Below are 19,511 nucleotides of genomic sequence, written 5' to 3'. Positions count from 1 at the left end.
TAGGTTCACGATTATGAAAACAACAACTATGCAAATTCAAAGTGCGATCTACCCTCCTATTTATGTGCTTGGAAACGGGCAATTAGGCAGGATGTTGCGTTATGCTGGTGCTCCGCTGGATATTGATGTAATTCCGCTCGCCTTTGATGCACCTGTCTTTGAACTGGCAGAGCACGGCATTATTACCGCAGAAATTGAACGTTGGGCAAATACGCCACTCACGCAATTGCTCGGCAATCACAAAAACTTCGTGAACCTAAATGTGTTTGGACGACTAGCCGATCGCTTCACGCAAAAATCATTACTTGATCAACTTCATCTTTCTACTTCACCTTGGCAATTGCTAGAAAGCCTAGAACAATGGGAGCAAGTTTTCCAAAACATTGGCGAAAAAGTCGTGGTAAAACGCCGTACAGGTGGCTATGACGGTCGTGGGCAATGGATTGTCACCAAAGAGAATATTGAGCAAATCACCCCAGAGTTGTTTGGCGAAGTGATTGTCGAGAAGTTTATTCCATTCGATGGTGAAATCTCAATTGTAGGGGCTAGATTTAGAGATGGCTCAACTCGCTTCTACCCTGTTACTCATAACCTACAACAAAATGGCATTTTGCGTTACAGCGTGTCAGATGTCACGCTACCAAAACAAGCGATTTTCCAACAACAAGCCGAACAAATGCTCAGTAGCATTATGCAAGAACTAGAATATGTCGGCGTAATGGCAATGGAATGTTTTGTGGTAGGCGATAAGCTACTGATTAACGAACTTGCCCCACGCGTTCATAATAGTGGACATTGGACACAATTAGGCTGTTCAATCAGTCAATTCGAATTGCATTTACGAGCATTATTAAATCTTCCAACGCCAGAACTCAAAACTGCCGCACCAAGCGTGATGGTTAATCTTATTGGCATTGAACATAATAACCAATGGCTAGATTTACCGTTCTCACAATTGCATTGGTATGGAAAAGAAGTCCGATCGGGTCGCAAAGTGGGGCATATTAACCTTACCCATCCAGATAAAACAGAGTTGATTAAATTACTCGAACAACTTCGCCCAAATCTGACAGAAGATTTTCATTCTGGGTTGGATTGGGTGATTGGGAAACTTAAATAATCTAAATAAGGGCGGTTTATTATTCTTTCTAAATTTTACCGCCCTTATTTTTATAATATTTTTATCTTTCTAAATAAAGCACAAAATCCGCTACCGTATGGAACGAACCAAAGACCAAAATAATATCTTTCCCTTCAGCTTGTTCAAATAACATTGGAGCAATTGCATCCACGTTCTCATATACACAAGCGGTCGCATTTGGCAAACAATTTACCAATTTATCATAAACAGCTTGACCGCTCTGCCCTCGCCAGCAATCTAAGCCCACGCAATGCCACTCATCAATAATTCCTGCTAATGGCTGAACAATGCCCGAGAGCTCTTTGTCTTCCAAACAGCTGAAAATCGCAAAGATTTTTGCTTTTTTGACCGCTTGCAAGCGTTCGGCAAGATAGCGAGCAGCGTGAGGATTATGCCCCACATCAATAATCACTTGTGCTTTTGGTTTCTGTCCCGAAAAGTGAGCAAAATCTGCAGCTTGTAATTGTTGGAAACGCCCTGTCATTTGAGCTTCTTGCAAGGTTTCACGAATAACTTGTTCACTCACATTAAATGGCGTTTTCAATAAAGTGGCGATTGCTGTACCCGCATTCGGAATAGGGATTAACGGCATCGGCAGCGTATTAAATTGTTGCGTTTGCGATTGCCAATAAAACGCTCCATCTTTCACTTCATATTGCCAATCGACATTGCGTTGGAATTTTTGAGAATTTAGTTCTTGTGCAATCGCTAAGATTGATTGCGGGCAATCAGGCTCCCCAATAATCACAGGAATATTCTCACGGAAAATACCCGCTTTTTCTCGCCCAATATCCTCGCGGTTATCGCCTAAAAAGGCAACGTGATCGATATCAATGGAAGTAATGACAGCAAGATTTGGATCAACAATGTTTGTTGCATCTAATCGACCGCCTAAGCCCACTTCTAAAATCACCACATCTAAATTGGCTTCTTTAAATAGCTTCAACGCTGAGAGTGTGCTAAATTCAAAATAGGTCAAAGAAGCGGTCTTTTTCTGATCAATTTCTGCAAAGCTATCAATATGAGCTTGGTCGTCTAACAATCGCCCATTCATTCTCACGCGTTCGTTGTAACGGATAAGATGCGGAGAGGAATATACGCCTACTTTCAAGCCAAGTTTCATCAAAGCGACTTCCAAGAAACGGCAAGTCGAGCCTTTACCGTTCGTACCTGCCACAGTAATCACATAAGGGGCTGGATTAAGTAAGTCTAAATTTGAAGCGACCGATTTAATACGCTCCAAGCCCATATCAATCGCTTTAAAGTGTCCGTGTTCTAAATAATCTAACCAAGTTTGTAGATTATCTGCACGGCTTAGTGTTTTTGAATTCATTTTATTTCTTCCATAAAGAAAAATCCCTGTAAAAACAGGGATTTTATGTAAAACTGAATTATGCTTCTTCTACAATCAATTCCGCTGTTTTAAACGGTGTCGGTTGATGAGTCAGTTTTGCGCAAATTCGAGCAAGCGTATCACGCATCTCTTTACGGTGTACGATCATATCAATCGCTCCGTGCTCAAGTAAAAATTCTGCACGTTGGAAGCCTTCAGGCAATTTTTCGCGCACAGTTTGTTCAATTACGCGCGGGCCTGCAAAGCCAATTAACGCTTTTGGCTCAGCAATATTTAAATCGCCCAACATCGCTAAACTTGCAGAAACCCCCCCCAAAGTTGGGTCGGTTAATACAGAAATAAACGGCACCCCCTGCTCTTTCATTTTAGCTAAAATCGCACTGGTTTTTGCCATTTGCATTAACGAGAACAACGCCTCTTGCATACGAGCACCTCCCGATGCAGAGAAACAGATAAATGGAATACGCTCTGCCAATGCTTTCTCTGCCGCACGAACAAATTTTGCCCCCACCACAGAGCCCATTGAGCCCCCCATAAACTCAAAATTGAAAGAAGCCGTTACCACAGGCATTCCGTGTAATGTGCCTGCTAATACGATAAACGAATCTTTTTCACCTGTTTCTTTTTGTGCCGCGGATAAACGATCTTTATATTTTTTCAGATCTTTAAACTTCAATACATCTTGCGGTTCAAGCTCTGCTACCATTTCTTGTGCAGAACCTTCGTCTAATAAATTCAATAAACGCGTACGAGCGTTAATACGCATATGATGATCGCATTTTGGGCAAACTTGCATATTGCGTTTTAATTCTTCGCTATACAGCACCTGATCACAGCTTGTACATTTTGTCCAAACGCCTTCTGGCACTTTTGACTTCCCAGCATTTGAAGAAGCGTCACGCCCCAAAATTCTATCTAACCAGCTCATTTTTAAACCTTCTATTGTTATGTTTAAAATAAAAAATCGGCTTATTAAAGCATAAATCAACCCTTTTTGAAAGAGCGAGACTTTATTTCCAGTGATGAAAGATTACCCATCCGACCAATTTTGTTTTATACTTTTACTATTGCAAAACTTTTTTAATTTATAACCGCTTATAAACTATGAATAATCAATCAACAGCCACTCATCCAACAATAAGCCAGTTTTTAGATATCGTTGCTCAACTTCGTAATCCTGATGGTGGCTGCCCTTGGGATCTCGCTCAAAATTTCGACACCATGCTTCCGCATTTATTAGAAGAAACCTATGAGGTGGCAGAAGCAATTCATACGCAAGATCGCACTGCTTTACGTGAAGAATTAGGTGATTTGCTCCTTCAAGTTGTTTTTCTCAGTCAACTTGCTAAAGAAGAAGGCACTTTTGATTTTAATGATGTGCTGACTGATATTCATAACAAGCTAATTTATCGCCATCCGCACGTTTTTGGTAATAAAAAAGCGGCGAACAGCGAAGAAGCATTGAAAACCTGGGAAGAACAAAAAGCAAATGATGAAAAACATCAAGCTCACGATTCGATTTTAGATGACCTGCCTTTCGCCTTGCCAGCGCTTACACGAGCATATAAATTGCAGAAACGTTGTGCCAAAGTGGGTTTTGACTGGAATAATCCACAATCAGTTTTTAATAAAGTTGAAGAAGAGTTACAAGAAGTTTGGAATGAGATGGTGCAATCGCCAGTTCAAACCGAAAAATTAGAAGAAGAACTTGGCGATTTATTATTCGTTAGCACTAACCTTTGCCGCCATTATAATATTGATGCCGAGAGCTGTTTACGCAAAGCCAATGCTAAATTTGAACGCCGTTTTCGTGGCGTAGAACAATTAGTTAAGGCAGAACAAAAAGCAATGACCAATTATTCATTAAATGAATTAGATGCTTTTTGGAACGAGATAAAATCTCGCGAATAATTTGACAATTTAGGCAAAAGTTGTAAATTACATGCCAAATTAAATGGATAAACAATAAAAACAGATAAAGGTAATGTTATGCCAGAAATTTTGCTCGTCGATGATGACTTAGAACTGACGGAACTCTTAGCCGAACTCCTTTCACTTGAAGGATTCAATGTGACTGTTGTCCATAATGGCAAGGAAGCCCTTTCTCTTTTAGAAACACGTTCATTTGATTTGATGTTATTAGACATAATGATGCCTATGTTAAATGGAACTGAAACCCTTAAACAGTTACGTAAAATCTCTGATATGCCCGTACTAATGTTGAGTGCTCGTGATAATGATATTGACCGCGTGCTCAGTTTAGAATTAGGTGCAGACGATTACCTTCCCAAGCCATTTAATGATCGTGAATTAGTAGCTCGTATTAGGGCTATTTTGCGTCGGACAGCGCAATCTACTTCATCAGCAACTCAGACTGTCGAAACACCAGTTCAGCTTAATGTTGGTACAGACGAAACTGATGGCAAGAAACTCTCCTTCGGAGGGATTGATTTAAATACTGGCCGTCAACAAGCCTCTTACGAAGGTAGAGATTTAGAGCTTACAGGCACTGAGTTTGCACTATTACAAATTTTTGTGCGTAATCCTGGTCAAATTCTTTCACGTGAGATATTAAGCCTTGAAATTTTAGGTAAACAATTAACGGCTTATGATCGTGCTATTGATATGCACGTTTCAAATTTGCGTAAAAAATTACCTGAACGTAATGACAACTTACCTTGGTTTAAAACTTTACGTGGCCGTGGTTACTTACTAGTAACCGAATAATCTACCCTCCCCTCGCTCAATGCGAGGGTTCTATTTTCTGATTGAATGCAATGTTTATACCTAAAAAAATCACATCATTTCTTTCGCTAGCTAAAAGCTATCTTTTCTTCCAGCTCTTCTTCTACTTTAGTACGGTATTTATCTTAATTCTTGTGGCAACTTTCCTCTTTTCAAATTTAGATGACCGAAGAATTGTGCCACTTAAAAATCACGATATCGAATATCTCAATAAAGAAATTAAGAAATTAGAAAACCGTTATAACTTTGATGAAATATTTAATAAAGATCTCACTGTCCATACACCTAGTGGGCTAAATCTGGTTTTAGTAGATAAGCACACTAATATTGTAAGTGGTATGGAAAAATCCAATATTCATCCATTACTTTCCTTTTTATATCAAACCGAAGATGAAAGTAAACCAATGGCCCGTAGCTTTGATGATCTGAGAATTAACGGACCATTTTTTTTAAAAACACAAACAAGAGAATATAAAGGCTACTTTACTTATCCTGTGCAAGCACAAAAAGAGTGGCTAAATCAACTTTACGATAACCCCATTAAAATTATATTGATTCTGTTATCATTAGTTTTACCCACTATTTTTCTTCTTTCTTGGAAAATTACCCGTCCATTAAAAGCATTACGAGCTACCGCCAATGCTGTTGCGCACGGTTCAATGGTTGTAAATCCTAAAATTGAAACTCAAGGCATTAAAGAATTTAGATCTGTAGGGCGAAGTTTGAATTATATGATTTACTCTTTGCAAGATTCTCATAACAATCAACAACGCTTGCTGTCCGATATTTCCCACGAGCTCAAAACCCCGCTTGCGCGCTTACAGCTTGCAACTGCTATTTTAAAAAAGAAAAATGGGGAAACCAAAGAAACAGAGCGTATTGAGAATGAAATTCAAAAAATGAATAACATGGTATTAGATTTACTGTCGCTGTCTCGTTTACAACTTGATCAACACACTTCTCGTTCTGTTTTTCCTGTTGAAGCCATTTGGAGAGAAGTTTTAACCGATGCTAAATTCGAAGCGGAACAACACGGGCTAACCCTAATGGTTGAAAATAATCTTAATACCAAAGAGCATTACCAATTAAATGGAAATACTGGCTTATTATCAAGTGCACTAGAAAATATTATTCGTAATGCACAAAAATATGCAAAAAGTATCATAAAAGTCCAAATATCCATTACTCAAGAGCAAGAGCAGGATCTTCTATTTATTGTAGTAGATGATGATGGCGAAGGCGTACCAGATCACGAATTAGAACATATTTTCCGACCGTTCTATCGTGTTGATGAAGCACGAGCAAGACAAACAGGGGGAACGGGATTAGGCTTAACAATCGTGGCCAATGCTGTTCAACAACACCAAGGTAAAGTCAAGGCAATAAAAAGTGAATTAGGTGGTTTACGTGTCGAAATTCACCTACCACTCTGGATGGAATAAGCTGAACTTATTGCTTTTTTGTTAGTCGAATAAGCAAGCTTTTCTCTCTTTTTGACCGCTTGTGGCAACTCACAAGCGGTTAATTTTTCCTAAATTTTTACAAATACTTATGAACGTAATAGAAATTGAACAGCTTAATAAATACTTTGGCGAAGGCGAAAACCGTGCCCACATCTTAAAAGATATCAATGTCAACATTCAGCAAGGCGATTTTGTGGCGATTATCGGGGCTTCTGGTTCGGGTAAATCAACACTAATGAATATTATCGGCTGCCTTGATACAGCAAGTTCTGGCATTTGCCGTATTACGGGCAAAGAAACCCAGCAGATGACCGCAGATGAACTTTCAGATCTCCGCCAACGTAAATTTGGCTTTATCTTCCAACGCTACAATCTTTTAAGTGCGTTAAATGCAAATGAAAACGTTGCTCTGCCAGCGATTTATGCAGGAATGGAGAGCTCTGCTCGTAAAGCACGAGCCAACCAGCTGTTAGACAAACTTGGGCTTGCAGATAAAACTGAAAATCGACCGAACCAACTTTCAGGCGGGCAACAACAGCGGGTTAGTATTGCACGAGCGTTGATGAATGGTGGAGAAATTATTCTTGCCGATGAACCTACGGGGGCGCTGGACTCACATAGCGGTCAAACTGTGTTAGACATTTTGCAAGATCTGCATAAAGAGGGGCATACCATCATTATGGTGACCCACGATCCGAAAATTGCCGCGACCGCAAGCCGTGTGATTGAAATCAAAGATGGACAAATCATTCGTGATAAACGCCAACAACTTCATGCCGTAGAGCCACAACGAATGCTACCATTGCATAAAAAACCTCGCTTTTTGGATCAACTTGCCGAATCATTCAAAATGGCAATTAGTGCTATTTTTGCCCATAAATTACGAGCCTTATTAACGATGTTGGGAATTGTGATTGGCATTACTTCTGTGATTTCCGTTGTAGCATTAGGACGAGGATCACAAGAGCAGATTTTATCCAATATCAACAATCTCGGCACCAATACAATGACCATAATGAACGGTACGGGCTTTGGTGACCGACGGGCTAATCTGACCAAAAACCTTACGATTAGCGATGCGGTGATGCTAGGTAAACAGAATTTCGTGAATAATACAACTCCTTCTAGTTCACTTAACACAACATTGATTTATGGCAATACGAATGTAACAGGCTCAGTAAATGGCGTAGGCGAACAATATGCCGCCGTGCGAGGCATTAAAATGCGCTCAGGGCGTTTTTTCAGTGAAGAAGAAGTGAACGAAGCAGCTCAAGTAGTAGTAATTGATGCCAACACCCAGAAAGATCTTGGCTTCACTTCCCCTGTTGAAGGCAAAATTATTTTGGTGGGTAAAAAGCCGCTTCGCATTATCGGCTTGGCAGAAGAGTCTAACAATATGAACCAAACCAGTCTGAAGCTCTGGACACCTTACACAACGCTAATGCAACGTATTTCTGGCGAGAAGTCTATTGATTCGCTTACCGTCAAAATTAAAGATAATGTGGAAAGCCAGACGGCTGAGAAAAGCATTACTGAGTTGCTGACAGCCAAACACGGCAAGAAAGATTTCTTTATTATGAACTCGGATACCATCAAGCAAACCATTACCAGCACCACCAACACAATGACGTTACTGATTTCTTCGATTGCATTGATTTCACTTGTTGTGGGAGGCATTGGCGTGATGAATATAATGTTAGTTTCAGTAACCGAACGCACGAAAGAGATTGGCGTGCGAATGGCGATTGGTGCGAAACAGAGCAATATTTTGCAACAATTCTTAATTGAAGCAATTTTGATCTGCCTACTTGGTGGCGTGATTGGCATTCTTTTTGCCATTGCAATTATCACTACATTTAACACTCTTGGCAGCGATTTCAAAATGGTACTCTCGCCTGAATCCGTAGTGCTTGCGGTGTTCTGCTCCACCTTAATTGGTGTGATATTCGGTTATATGCCCGCCCAAAATGCCTCGAAGTTAAATCCAATTACAGCTCTAGCTCAAGAATAACCTGTAAAAAAGCGGTCAAATTTGACCGCTTGTTTGCAAATGAAAAGAGAACTAATCATCCATACGCGAAACATCGTGCAAGGATTCTACACGGCGTATAGTATGAGAGCGACCGCGAATTAACAATGTTTCGGTAAACAGCATACTCCCTTTGCGGTGAACGCCTTTGAGTAAATCCCCTGTGGTAATGCCCGTGGCGGCAAATAGCACATTATCATCTTTTACTATCTCTTCCATTTTTAGCACTTGATTGACAGGCACTTGCATTTCCGCACAACGTGCAATCTCTTTTTCAGCAGCAAGCATATTCTCTGGCGTGTTACCTTTCACTTGATTACGAGGAATGAGTCTGCCTTGAATATCGCCCCCCAACGCTTGAACCGCCGCCCCTGTTACCACACCTTCTGGTGCGCCACCAATGCCGTAAACTAGATCAATTTCACTATCAGGCAAGCAGCATTGCACTGATGCAGCCACATCACCATCAGGAATAGCAATCACACGCACACCCAACTCTTGCACTTTTTTGATGATTTCATCGTGGCGAGGTTTAGCTAAAATAGCGACTGTCATTTGTGAAAGCAATTTGCCTTTTTTCGACGCTACACGGCGAATATTTTGTTCAAGCGGTAGATTTAGGTCAATCATTCCCTTCGCTTCGCTGTCTACCACTAATTTTTCCATATACATATCAGGTGCACGTAAGAAAGTGTTTTTTCCGCCTGCAGCAAGAACCGCAATCGCCCCTGCCTGCCCCATTGCTGTCATTCGAGTACCATCAATTGGATCGACTGCAATAGCGACCTCTTCATCTTGTGGTTCAGAACGCCCTACTTTTTCGCCAATATAGAGCATCGGAGCCTCATCAATTTCGCCTTCGCCAATGACTATCTCACCGCGAATTTCCATTTTGTTTAACAACGCACGCATTGCTTTTACTGCCGCATCATCCGCCGCATTTTTATTACCACGCCCAATCCAGTTAAATGCAGCCAATGCTGCCGCTTCAGTCACACGAGAGAATTCAAAAGCAGTAGAACGTTTCATTTTAATTTTCCTCAAGTTAAACGCTAAAATCGACCGCTATTCTACCAATTCGCAAACGATTTCGTTATAAAAATTTAGGAAATTTTACTCAAACAAACAAATTTCCAAAAAGTCGCGAACTTTTCAATGAAATCAACATCTTAATGATGTATACTATTTAAAAATTATCCATTTAATTTCAGAGGTGAATCTTATGTCATTAACAATTCTTGATGAATTAGAAGCAAAAATTAAACAGGCTGTTGAAACTATCCAATTACTTCAATTAGAAATTGAAGAATTAAAAGAGAAAAATGAAACAGCGAAGAAAGAAAATGAAGCGTTACAACAAGAACACGAGCAATTAAAAGCTGAACAACAAAGTTTCCAAGACCGCTTACGTTCTCTTTTAGGTCAAATCGACAACGTTTAATCTTCAATCTCAACGGCTAATATTCAATTAGCCGTTTCTTTTTCGTGCTACATTTCCAATTCTTATGGCAAAACTTTATTTCTATTACTCTTCAATGAATGCGGGAAAATCCACCACGCTACTCCAATCTTCATATAACTACCAAGAACGCGGAATGAATACGTTAGTTTATACCGCAGCGATTGATGATCGTTATGGCGTTGGCAAAGTCACTTCTCGCATCGGCATTTCGCAAGATGCCAATTTATTTAACCAAGACACACCGCTTTTTGATGAAATCAAACAAGCCCATCAAACAAAAACGTTACATTGTATCTTAATTGACGAAGCTCAGTTTCTCACTAAAGCACAAGTTTATCAACTGACTGATATAGTCGATAAATTAAATATCCCCGTACTTTGTTATGGTTTACGCACGGATTTCCAAGCCGAACTTTTTGAAGGCAGCCATTATCTACTTGCTTGGGCAGACGAATTAGAAGAGCTAAAAACCATCTGCGATTGCGGTCGAAAAGCACATTTTGTAATTAGAATGAATGAGAAAGGAGATGCAGTAAAAGATGGCGATCAAATCCAAATCGGTGGCAACGATACGTATTTATCGGTTTGTCGTAAGCATTATAAAAAGAGATTAGGTTTGCTATAGTCTAGAAGAAATGCGTGAGTATCTAATATTCACGCATTCAATAATAAACTAACTTTGCAATCTATGCATTTTTCTTTGCTTTTAGAAAATCCATCACTTTCCCTAAATCTCGTGTCCGTTTTGAAGACGGTAAACTCTTGAGGAAGGTTGCACCATAGTTGCGCATTACCAAGCGGTTATCGCAGATGATCACTACCCCGCGGTCGGTGACATCGCGAATCAATCGCCCTACCCCTTGCTTTAAGGTAATAACCGCTTCGGGAATTTGAATATCGTTAAACGGATCGCCACCTTGTAAACGGCAATCTTCCATTCTTGCTTTAAAAAGCGGTTCGTCAGGCGAAGTAAACGGCAGTTTGTCGATGATTACCAGCGATAAATCATCACCTCGCACATCAATACCTTCCCAGAAACTTTGAGTAGCCACTAGCACAGAATGCTCTTCCTTCACGAATTTTTCGAGTAGTTTTGCTTTGCTGGTTTCGCCTTGCAGTAATACATTCAGGTTGGTATGCTCACGCAAATAATCGGCAAACCCTCGCATCATATAATAAGAGGTGCAAAGTAAAAAACAACGCCCTTTGTTGGCTTCAATCACAGGCTTAAGCATTTCACCAAGCGTTGTCAGCGTATGCGATTTATTGCTATCAGGTAGATAACGAGGCACGCAAAGCAGTGATTGTTGTTCATAATCAAACGGGCTTTGCAACACCAGTTGTTCTGCATTTGTAATGCCTAAACGATAGCAAAAATGGTCGAAACTTCCACCAACTTCAAGCGTTGCAGAAGTAAAAACCCAGCCTGATTGTAATGTTTTCATCTGTTCGCTGAATTTATCCGCCACCGTTAATGGAGTAATATGTAAACCAAATGAACGCCCATTAGCTTCATACCAGTAACAATAGCCTGTTACTGTGGTATCGCCAAATTTTTTCAGAAGTACTTTCACTTCCGCTAATCGCTCAAAAATTTTATCCAACGTTTCTGAACGCCCAAGCGATTTTTTGATCACTTCAATCAAAAAGTCGATGTTTTCGCTGATTTTGGTTAAACCATTTACTACTTTTTGATCAGCAAATAACTCGCGTAAATTACCTCGAACTTGACCATCTGTTCCCATTAAGAGACGGAAATCTTGCACGGTTTTTTGTAAATGATCCGCTGCTTTACCAAGCTGGGCTAAATCTTTTAACTCCGAGCGGTAAACAATGTTGCAATCTTTGCAAAGGTCGAAAAGCAAACGAGAGGTGAGCGATTGTCCAAAATATTGGCTGGCGATATCGGGCAGCTGATGAGCTTCGTCAAAAATCACTAACTCAGCTTCAGGAATCAGCTCACCGAAGCCTGTTTCTTTCACTGCCATATCCGCACAAAAAAGATGATGATTGACAACTACAATATCCGCATCCATCGCTTTTTTGCGTGCTTGTACCACATGGCAATCTTTATAATTCGGGCAGTCTGAACCTAAACAGCTTTCTGTTGTGCTGACCAATTGCGGTAAAATCGGGCTATCTTCGGCAATCGTCGTGCATTCGCTTAAATCGCCCGTTTTAGTGGATTGATGCCATTTTCGAACTTTTGAAAGATCATTAAGCACCGAACGATCGCCTGCCACACCCATCGCAATCAGCTGATCTAAACGTTCTAAACAGAGGTAATTCGCACGCCCTTTCAGTAAGGCGACCTTGCCTTTATATTTCAAGGCTTTTTGAATGGTAGGCAAATCGCGATTAAACAGCTGATCTTGTAAGTTTTTTGAGCCTGTGGAAACAATTGTTTTCTTGCCCGAAAGCAAGGCAGGCACTAAATAGGCAAAAGTTTTCCCCGTACCTGTCCCAGCCTCTACTACTACAGGGCTTGCAAATTTTACTGCTCTTCCGACCGCTTGTGCCATTTCAAGCTGGGCAGCTCGTGGGCGAAAGCCTTGAATATTGGTACTTAACCAACCATCTTTACTGAAAGCATGGTCAATTTTGTCTGTGTATTTCATCGTATTTATCTAGATCATAAAAGGGCGTGTTCAACACGCCCCTACGCTAAGAGCAACACAGTTGCTACAATTTCTTAATTAATAAATTAAACACCCAACAGCAATCCATCATCCGCTAATTGTTCGCGGCGGTTTTGTTGGAAAAGTTGCAATAGATCGGGCACATCCATTTGTTTACGCTTTTCGCCAGACACATCAAACGCAACTTGTCCTTGGTGTAACATTACCGTACGGTCGCCATATTCCAGCGCTTGTTTCATCGAATGGGTTACCATCAAGGTCGTGAGTTTTTGTTCGCGAACAATTTTATCGGTCAGTTGCATCACAAAATCAGTCGTTTTCGGATCAAGTGCAGCCGTATGCTCGTCTAACAAAAGAATGCTTGAAGGCTGAAGAGATGCCATCAACAAGCTCACTGCTTGACGCTGACCGCCCGATAAACGCCCCATTCGGTCTGTTAAGCGGTTTTCTAAGCCTAAACCAAGCAAAGCCAATTTTTCACGGAAAATGTCACGTTGCTGACGTTTAATAGCAAATGAAAAGCCACGTTTTTGCCCGCGCTGATAGGCAAGCGCCATATTCTCTTCAATGGTTAAATCTTCGCACGTGCCCGCCATTGGGTCTTGAAACACGCGAGCGACGCGATTCGCACGTTGCCAGCTGCTTCTCTGATTCACATTCTGACCTTGAATTAAAATCTCACCGCTATCTACCGAACAATCGCCGCTGATCGCATTTAACATTGTGGACTTCCCAGCTCCGTTACTACCAATCACAGAAACAAACTCGCCTTGCTCAACCGTTAATGACAAGCCTTTTAATACAGGATTTTCAATGGCTGTGCCTTTGTTGAAGGTAATGAATACATTTTTAAGCTCAATCATCATTAACCTCGTTTTGCCAAAAAGCGTTGTTTTATTTTTGGTAATACTAACACAAGAACGACCAAAAGTGCTGTAATTAAATTCAGATCTTGTGGCCCAAAACCAATCGAATTTAACGCCTCATTATTTAAGGCTAATGCAATAAAACCACGATACAACACCGAGCCAATGACTACAGCAGTGGTTAGCCAGATAATCCTTTTGGCTGAGAAAAGTGCCTCACCAATAATCACTGCTGCCAAACCAATCACAATCGTGCCCACACCGATGGAAATATCTACACCACCGTTGCTTTGTACATATAATGCGCCCCCTAATGCAATTAAACCGTTAGAAATTGCCATTCCTAAAATGGTCATTTTATTGATGTTAATTCCTTGTGCTTTTGCCATTCTGGTATTAGTGCCTGTCGCTCTTACAGCCAAGCCTATTTGAGTTGAGAAGAAAAGGTCAAATAAAATTTTGGCAATAATCACCACAAAAAACGCCATCAACAAACGCACCAATGCAAGTTGCACATCATCTTCAATTGGCATCACATCATAAATGGTCGCTTCGCCAAGTAAGGCAAGATTCGGCATTCCCATAATGCGAAGGTTGATGGAATAAAGAGCAATCATCATTAAAATACTAGAAAGTAATTTTTCGATTTTAAAGCCAATGTAAAGGCTTGCCGTAATCACACCTGCCAATGCACCCGCGAACGTACCTAAAAGTGTCGCAGTCCAAGGATTTAGACCTTGCAAGATACAAACCACACAAACTGCTCCGCCTAAAGGGAAAGCACCATCTGCAGTTAAATCAGGGAAATCTAAAATTTTATAAGAAATCAACACGCCCAAAGCAACAAGAGCATAAATCAAACCAAGCTCCAACGCTCCAATCCAAGAGATATTGCTTAAAAACGGCTGGAGAAAGTGAACGAGAATATCCATTGTATAACCATACTATTAAACTAGTACGATAATTTTAGGAGATTTCACAGGAATTTGCAATTTTTCTCGCAAATTTAACCGCTTGCACCTGGTTTAGATGCTTGAGGATTCTCTACTTGTGCAATCGTAGACGCTGTGCCTGCATCGACACGTTTGTCCATACGATCAATACAGTGTTGCAAATGCATTAAATTGCTCTTCTGAAAGCGGATCTGCAAAAGCTGTTTGAGAAAATGTTAATGTAGAATATAGAGCAATGGTTATTGCTGAAATGGGTTATCTGATAAAGCCAGAGTGTTGATTTTTCATAAGTTTTATTTTCTTAAGTAGATATTTAATGTCCTACACTGAAAATTCCAATGCCGTTAATGAGTTAATAAGTTATATAATAAATTTTAAACTCATCCTATTGATAAGAATCAATTAAATAGTTTTTAAAATAAACACTAACCAAAAACTAATCTTGTAGACCTATAATCGAAATTCAAAGATAATTAACTACAAGCATTCTCTCGTTTAAATAAATTACATCTATGCACACAAACCTCCAATTCTCATTACCTAAAACCGACACAACACATCAAGATCACCAAACGCTTGGCAATATTATCGGGCATTCTGACACACTCGTTATTGCACAATCTTCTGAGCAATTTCAAGGCGTTACTGTGGTAGTTACGCCAGACACCCGCACCGCACTTCGCCTTGAAAAAGTATTGACAGCCTTTACCAAGCTACCTGTAGCAATGTTCCCCGATTGGGAAACGCTGCCTTACGATAATTTTTCTCCTCACCAAGAGATTATTTCCGCTCGTCTTTCGGCTCTTTATCAATTGCAACAAGGCAAAAAACAGATTTTTTTGCTACCAATTAGCACGCTTTTGCAGAAAGTTTGTCCGCCAAGTTATTTGGCTAATCACGTTTTATTGATTAAAAAAGGCGACCAAACTAGCATTCAACAATTACGTTTGCAGCTTGAAAATGCAGGTTACCGCTCGGTAGAACAGGTCTTGGAACACGGCGAATATGCGGTGCGTGGTTCGTTGCTCGATCTTTACCCAATGGGGGCAACTCAGCCATTTCGTTTGGATTTTTTCGATGATGAGATTGACTCCATCCGCACTTTTGATGTAGACACGCAACGCACAATTAGCGAAATTCCTGAAATCAATCTTTTACCTGCACACGAATTTCCAACCGATAGCAAAGGGATTGAGTTTTTTCGTGGCAAATTCCGCGAAACCTTTGCCAATATTCGCCACGAGCCAGAGCACATTTATCATCAAGCCAGCAAAGGTATTTTGAATGCAGGCATTGAGTATTGGCAACCGCTCTTTTTTGAGGAGATGGCAAGCCTGTTTGACTATTTACCGAAAAATTCACTGTTTATCACCTTTGATGGCTTGCAAGAGAAAGCGGAACAATTCCGCCAAGATGCACAAAAACGCTTTGAAAATCGTATTGATCCGATGCGCCCGTTACTTGAACCAAACAAACTTTGGTTTTCGTTGGAAGAAATCAACCGCTTGTTGAAGGGCTATCCACGCTTAACGCTCACTCCAGAAAAAGTACGCAAAAGTGCAGCGAAAAGCAATTTAAATGTGGCAAAATTACCTGATTTGGCAATCAATCCGCATTTAAAAAATCCATTTGACAATTTTGAACAGTTCCGTAAAAAATTTAATGGCAACATTATTTTTTCAGTGGAAACTGAAGGCAGACGTGAAACATTACAGGATTTGCTTGCACCGCTTAAGCTCAAACCAAAACAAATGAAAACGCTTAATGAGATCAAAGAGCCAATTTCATTGCTGATTTCAGCTCTCGATCAAGGCTTTGTGATTGAAAATGCAGAAGAAACAAGCGGTGAAAATCTGGCAATCATTTGCGAAACGGATTTATTGGGCGAACGTGTGCATCAACCAAAATCAGCCGATAAACGCAAAACAGTAAACCCTGATACGCTGATTCGTAATCTTGCCGAGCTTAAAATCGGGCAAGCGGTAGTACATTTAGAAAATGGTGTGGGGCGTTATGCAGGCTTAACTGTGCTTGATGCAGGCGGGGTGAAAGCGGAATATGTAGTGCTAGAATATGCCAACGAAGCGAAACTTTATGTGCCTGTTGCTTCATTGCATCTGATTTCTCGCTACATTGGCGGGGCGGATGAAACTGCACCATTGCATAAATTAGGCTCGGAAGCTTGGGCAAAATCTCGCCAAAAAGCAGCGGAGAAAATCCGTGATGTGGCAGCAGAATTGCTCGATGTTTATGCCAAACGTGAATCGCAAAAAGGCTTTGCTTTTGAGTATAACCGAGAAGAATATGTGCGATTTAGCCAAACTTTCCCGTTTGAGGAAACTGAAGACCAGAAATTGGCGATCAATGCCGTTGTGAGCGATATGTGCCAACCGAAAGCAATGGATCGTTTGGTGTGTGGCGATGTGGGCTTTGGTAAAACCGAAGTGGCAATACGTGCCGCATTTCTTGCAGTAATGAACCATAAACAAGTAGCGATTTTGGTTCCGACTACGCTGCTCGCTCAACAACATTTTGATAATTTTAAAGATCGTTTTGCGAATTATCCGATCAATATTGAGGTGCTCTCACGTTTTAAAACCGCAAAAGAGCAAAAAGAGATTTTGCAGAAAGTGGCTGAGGGGAAAATTGATATTTTGGTCGGTACGCATAAATTGTTGCAAGAAGATGTGCAGTTCCATAATTTAGGCTTGTTAGTGATTGATGAAGAACACCGTTTTGGCGTGCGTCAGAAAGAGAAAATCAAGCAGTTGCGTGCGAATATTGACATTCTTACGCTCACCGCAACACCGATTCCACGTACGCTCAACATGGCATTAAATGGCATGCGAGACTTGTCGATTATCGCCAGCCCACCTGCACGCCGTTTAACAATTAAAACCTTTGTACGACAAAGCGATGATTTGATTATTCGCGAGGCAATTCTGCGTGAAATTCTGCGTGGCGGGCAAGTTTATTACCTACATAATGATGTCGCAACGATTGAAAATTGCGCTTCGAAATTGGCAGAACTTGTGCCAGAAGCACGCATTATCATCGGGCACGGGCAAATGCGTGAACGTGAACTCGAACGGGTGATGAGTGATTTTTATCATCAACGTTTTAATATTTTGGTCTGCTCGACCATTATTGAAACAGGGATCGATGTACCAACCGCAAATACCATCATTATTGAACGCGCGGATAAATTTGGCTTAGCACAATTGCATCAACTACGTGGGCGAGTAGGACGTTCGCATCAACAGGCTTACGCTTATTTGCTCACACCGCATCCGAAAATGATGACCAAAGATGCGCAACAGCGTTTGGAAGCCTTAAGTTCGATTGATAACTTAGGTGCTGGCTTTGTATTGGCTACCCACGATTTGGAAATCCGCGGGGCTGGTGAATTGTTAGGAAGCGAACAGAGCGGGCAGATTGAGTCTATCGGTTTCTCACTTTATATGGACTTACTCGAAAATGCAGTGAAAGCGTTGCAAGAAGGGCGAGAGCCGAGTTTGGATGAAATTACCCAAAATCAAACGGAGATTGATCTTCGCATTCCTGCTCTCTTGCCGGATGATTACGTGCCAGATGTGAATATGCGATTATCGTTCTATAAACGCATTGCGAGTGCGGAAAATGGGGAGGCATTGAAAGAGTTAAAAGTTGAACTCATCGACCGTTTTGGATTATTGCCAGAGGCAACTAAAAATCTATTCCAGATTACCCAAATTCGCCATTTAGCGAAAACATTGGGCTTAAAGAAAATTGAAGCGAGCATCAACGGTGGTTTCTTAGAATTTAAAGCAACCGCCACGCCTGACCCGATGAAATTCTTGCAACTGATTCAGCAAGATAAAACGGCTTATAAATTTGATGGGCCGTTAAAATTTAAATTCACAAAGCCATTAGAAAACAATGAAGCGCGATTGCAGTTCGTTACTGAGCTTGTAGAAACATTGGCAAAATAAGAAAGCATACTTCAAGCGGTATGTTTTTGGCGAAAATTTGCAAGATATGCCTAAAAACAAACCACTTGAAGTGTTTTCTAAAAAAATCAAAAGAAATCTGTTTGACAGCAAAACGGAAATCTCTATAATACGCCCCATCAGTTAGCAACGCTGATAATTTAAACGTTGCCCGAGTGGCGGAATCGGTAGACGCAAGGGATTTAAAATCCCTCGCCTTTCGGGGCGTGCCAGTTCAAGTCTGGCCTCGGGCACCATTTAAAATAACTAAAATTATGCGGGAATAGCTCAGTTGGTAGAGCACGACCTTGCCAAGGTCGGGGTCGCGAGTTCGAGCCTCGTTTCCCGCTCCATTTCTTTCAATAGAAAATAAATGATAGCACCTTAATGTGCTTTTTTATATCTAAATTCTGGCTCTTATACTCTACTCTATTAAATACTCAAAACAAAGCGTATTTAGCTAATCCAATGTTCGACTTTTAAATCTGCAACACGTTGAAATTCTTTTACATTGTGTGTAATCAAAATCAAATTATGTGCCACAGCTTGCCCTGCGATCATGATATCGTAAGGACCAATTGGCGTGCCTTGTTTGCTTAAATTTGCTCGAATTTTTCCAGACATAACAGCAGAAAGACGATCAAAAGTTATTTCCTCAAAGATTAACTTATCCTGAACTGCCCCCCAAAAGTTGGACAGGTTAGTTAACTTAAATATTGAGCTCGGTATTGCACTGGGCTCAATCCTTTTAAACCAAGTTTAATTCGTTTTTGGTTGTAATACACTAAATATTCTTCAATTTCAGCCTGTAATTCAGCAATTGAATGATAAGTCCGTGAGTAAAAACACTTTGATTTTAGTATCGCAAAAAAACTTTCAATCACCGCATTA

At 40.6% G+C, this 19,511-nt stretch carries 15 protein-coding genes, 2 tRNA genes and 1 pseudogene; 10 read left to right on the top strand and 8 right to left on the bottom strand.

Annotated features, from left to right (window positions below):
- Nucleotides 1–13 precede the first annotated feature (13 nt).
- Nucleotides 14–1,120 (top strand): 5-(carboxyamino)imidazole ribonucleotide synthase, encoded by a 1,107-nt coding sequence (gene purK, locus B0184_RS07015; RefSeq protein ID WP_005710036.1) that lies wholly within the window; start codon nucleotides 14–16, stop codon nucleotides 1,118–1,120.
- A gap of 61 nt (nucleotides 1,121–1,181) precedes the next feature.
- Here the strand turns inward: purK and folC are convergent, their stop codons facing one another.
- Together folC and accD are read right to left on the bottom strand one after the other, a co-directional pair.
- Entirely contained in the window at nucleotides 1,182–2,474 is a 1,293-nt protein-coding gene (folC, locus tag B0184_RS07010; protein WP_005709922.1) for a bifunctional tetrahydrofolate synthase/dihydrofolate synthase, read from the bottom strand.
- Nucleotides 2,475–2,532: 58 nt separating this feature from the next.
- On the bottom strand, nucleotides 2,533–3,423 hold the full coding sequence (gene accD, locus B0184_RS07005) for an acetyl-CoA carboxylase, carboxyltransferase subunit beta (RefSeq protein WP_005710015.1): 891 nt from the start codon (nucleotides 3,421–3,423) through the stop codon (nucleotides 2,533–2,535).
- Between the two features lie 176 nt (nucleotides 3,424–3,599).
- Between accD and mazG the strand changes: the two genes are divergently transcribed.
- The 4 genes from mazG (at nucleotide 3,600) to B0184_RS06985 (ending at nucleotide 8,714) form a co-directional block, all read left to right on the top strand.
- On the top strand, nucleotides 3,600–4,406 hold the full coding sequence (mazG, locus tag B0184_RS07000; protein WP_005709914.1) for a nucleoside triphosphate pyrophosphohydrolase: 807 nt from the start codon (nucleotides 3,600–3,602) through the stop codon (nucleotides 4,404–4,406).
- 78 nt (nucleotides 4,407–4,484) lie between these two features.
- Entirely contained in the window at nucleotides 4,485–5,222 is a 738-nt protein-coding gene (locus tag B0184_RS06995) for a response regulator (RefSeq protein WP_005710058.1), read from the top strand.
- A 50-nt stretch (nucleotides 5,223–5,272) separates the two neighbouring features.
- The gene (cpxA, locus tag B0184_RS06990) at nucleotides 5,273–6,682 is read left to right on the top strand and encodes an envelope stress sensor histidine kinase CpxA (protein ID WP_005709943.1); all 1,410 of its coding nucleotides are present in this window, start codon (nucleotides 5,273–5,275) and stop codon (nucleotides 6,680–6,682) included.
- Nucleotides 6,683–6,791: 109 nt separating this feature from the next.
- Complete coding sequence (locus B0184_RS06985) at nucleotides 6,792–8,714, top strand: MacB family efflux pump subunit (RefSeq protein WP_005710055.1); 1,923 nt, start codon at nucleotides 6,792–6,794, stop codon at nucleotides 8,712–8,714.
- A 51-nt stretch (nucleotides 8,715–8,765) separates the two neighbouring features.
- On the opposite strand, the gene glpX is transcribed toward B0184_RS06985, so the two are convergent.
- Nucleotides 8,766–9,761, bottom strand: coding sequence for a class II fructose-bisphosphatase (gene glpX / locus B0184_RS06980; protein WP_005709889.1), 996 nt, complete (start codon nucleotides 9,759–9,761; stop codon nucleotides 8,766–8,768).
- 193 nt (nucleotides 9,762–9,954) lie between these two features.
- Here glpX and zapB point away from each other — a divergent pair, with 193 nt between their 5' ends.
- On the top strand, nucleotides 9,955–10,173 hold the full coding sequence (zapB, locus tag B0184_RS06975; RefSeq protein WP_005709994.1) for a cell division protein ZapB: 219 nt from the start codon (nucleotides 9,955–9,957) through the stop codon (nucleotides 10,171–10,173).
- A gap of 64 nt (nucleotides 10,174–10,237) precedes the next feature.
- Nucleotides 10,238–10,819 carry a thymidine kinase gene (locus B0184_RS06970; RefSeq protein ID WP_005709908.1) on the top strand — a complete coding sequence of 194 codons (582 nt, stop codon included), beginning with the start codon at nucleotides 10,238–10,240 and terminating at the stop codon, nucleotides 10,817–10,819.
- A gap of 61 nt (nucleotides 10,820–10,880) precedes the next feature.
- On the opposite strand, the gene yoaA is transcribed toward B0184_RS06970, so the two are convergent.
- The 3 genes from yoaA to B0184_RS06955 all read right to left on the bottom strand — a co-directional run bounded on the left by yoaA (nucleotide 10,881) and on the right by B0184_RS06955 (nucleotide 14,631).
- Nucleotides 10,881–12,812, bottom strand: a complete 1,932-nt coding sequence (gene yoaA, locus B0184_RS06965) for a DNA repair helicase YoaA (RefSeq protein WP_005710022.1) — start codon at nucleotides 12,810–12,812, stop codon at nucleotides 10,881–10,883.
- 86 nt (nucleotides 12,813–12,898) lie between these two features.
- Entirely contained in the window at nucleotides 12,899–13,696 is a 798-nt protein-coding gene (locus B0184_RS06960) for an ABC transporter ATP-binding protein (RefSeq protein WP_005709958.1), read from the bottom strand.
- Nucleotides 13,697–13,698: 2 nt separating this feature from the next.
- Nucleotides 13,699–14,631 (bottom strand): ABC transporter permease, encoded by a 933-nt coding sequence (locus B0184_RS06955; protein ID WP_005709841.1) that lies wholly within the window; start codon nucleotides 14,629–14,631, stop codon nucleotides 13,699–13,701.
- A 533-nt stretch (nucleotides 14,632–15,164) separates the two neighbouring features.
- On the opposite strand from B0184_RS06955, the gene mfd reads away from it, so the two are divergent.
- The 3 genes from mfd to B0184_RS06940 all read left to right on the top strand — a co-directional run bounded on the left by mfd (nucleotide 15,165) and on the right by B0184_RS06940 (nucleotide 18,973).
- Entirely contained in the window at nucleotides 15,165–18,623 is a 3,459-nt protein-coding gene (gene mfd, locus B0184_RS06950) for a transcription-repair coupling factor (RefSeq protein WP_005710056.1), read from the top strand.
- A gap of 167 nt (nucleotides 18,624–18,790) precedes the next feature.
- Nucleotides 18,791–18,877 (top strand) — tRNA-Leu (locus B0184_RS06945).
- Nucleotides 18,878–18,897: 20 nt separating this feature from the next.
- Nucleotides 18,898–18,973, top strand: a tRNA-Gly gene (locus tag B0184_RS06940).
- Between the two features lie 103 nt (nucleotides 18,974–19,076).
- Here B0184_RS06940 and B0184_RS06935 read toward each other — a convergent pair.
- Complete coding sequence (locus B0184_RS06935; protein ID WP_425268601.1) at nucleotides 19,077–19,283, bottom strand: PIN domain-containing protein; 207 nt, start codon at nucleotides 19,281–19,283, stop codon at nucleotides 19,077–19,079.
- Between the two features lie 41 nt (nucleotides 19,284–19,324).
- Nucleotides 19,325–19,507: pseudogene (locus B0184_RS10880) on the bottom strand (IS3 family transposase); the annotation flags it as partial.
- Between the last annotated feature and the right edge of the window lie 4 nt (nucleotides 19,508–19,511).

Source organism: Haemophilus paraphrohaemolyticus, assembly GCF_002015045.1.
GTDB lineage: Bacteria > Pseudomonadota > Gammaproteobacteria > Enterobacterales > Pasteurellaceae > Haemophilus_A > Haemophilus_A paraphrohaemolyticus.
This window is presented reverse-complemented; position numbering and strand designations above follow the sequence as displayed.

Excerpts from the sequence above, each read along its gene's own strand:
- B0184_RS06955 (WP_005709841.1), bottom strand. The coding sequence starts at position 14,631 with ATGGATATTCTCGTTCACTTTCTCCAGCCGTTTTTAAGCAATATCTCT.
- folC (WP_005709922.1), bottom strand. The coding sequence starts at position 2,474 with ATGAATTCAAAAACACTAAGCCGTGCAGATAATCTACAAACTTGGTTA.
- B0184_RS06960 (WP_005709958.1), bottom strand. The coding sequence starts at position 13,696 with ATGATTGAGCTTAAAAATGTATTCATTACCTTCAACAAAGGCACAGCC.
- mfd (WP_005710056.1), top strand. The coding sequence starts at position 15,165 with ATGCACACAAACCTCCAATTCTCATTACCTAAAACCGACACAACACAT.
- accD (WP_005710015.1), bottom strand. The coding sequence starts at position 3,423 with ATGAGCTGGTTAGATAGAATTTTGGGGCGTGACGCTTCTTCAAATGCT.
- B0184_RS06995 (WP_005710058.1), top strand. The coding sequence starts at position 4,485 with ATGCCAGAAATTTTGCTCGTCGATGATGACTTAGAACTGACGGAACTC.
- B0184_RS06985 (WP_005710055.1), top strand. The coding sequence starts at position 6,792 with ATGAACGTAATAGAAATTGAACAGCTTAATAAATACTTTGGCGAAGGC.
- B0184_RS06970 (WP_005709908.1), top strand. The coding sequence starts at position 10,238 with ATGGCAAAACTTTATTTCTATTACTCTTCAATGAATGCGGGAAAATCC.
- purK (WP_005710036.1), top strand. The coding sequence starts at position 14 with ATGAAAACAACAACTATGCAAATTCAAAGTGCGATCTACCCTCCTATT.
- cpxA (WP_005709943.1), top strand. The coding sequence starts at position 5,273 with ATGTTTATACCTAAAAAAATCACATCATTTCTTTCGCTAGCTAAAAGC.
- yoaA (WP_005710022.1), bottom strand. The coding sequence starts at position 12,812 with ATGAAATACACAGACAAAATTGACCATGCTTTCAGTAAAGATGGTTGG.
- mazG (WP_005709914.1), top strand. The coding sequence starts at position 3,600 with ATGAATAATCAATCAACAGCCACTCATCCAACAATAAGCCAGTTTTTA.
- zapB (WP_005709994.1), top strand. The coding sequence starts at position 9,955 with ATGTCATTAACAATTCTTGATGAATTAGAAGCAAAAATTAAACAGGCT.
- glpX (WP_005709889.1), bottom strand. The coding sequence starts at position 9,761 with ATGAAACGTTCTACTGCTTTTGAATTCTCTCGTGTGACTGAAGCGGCA.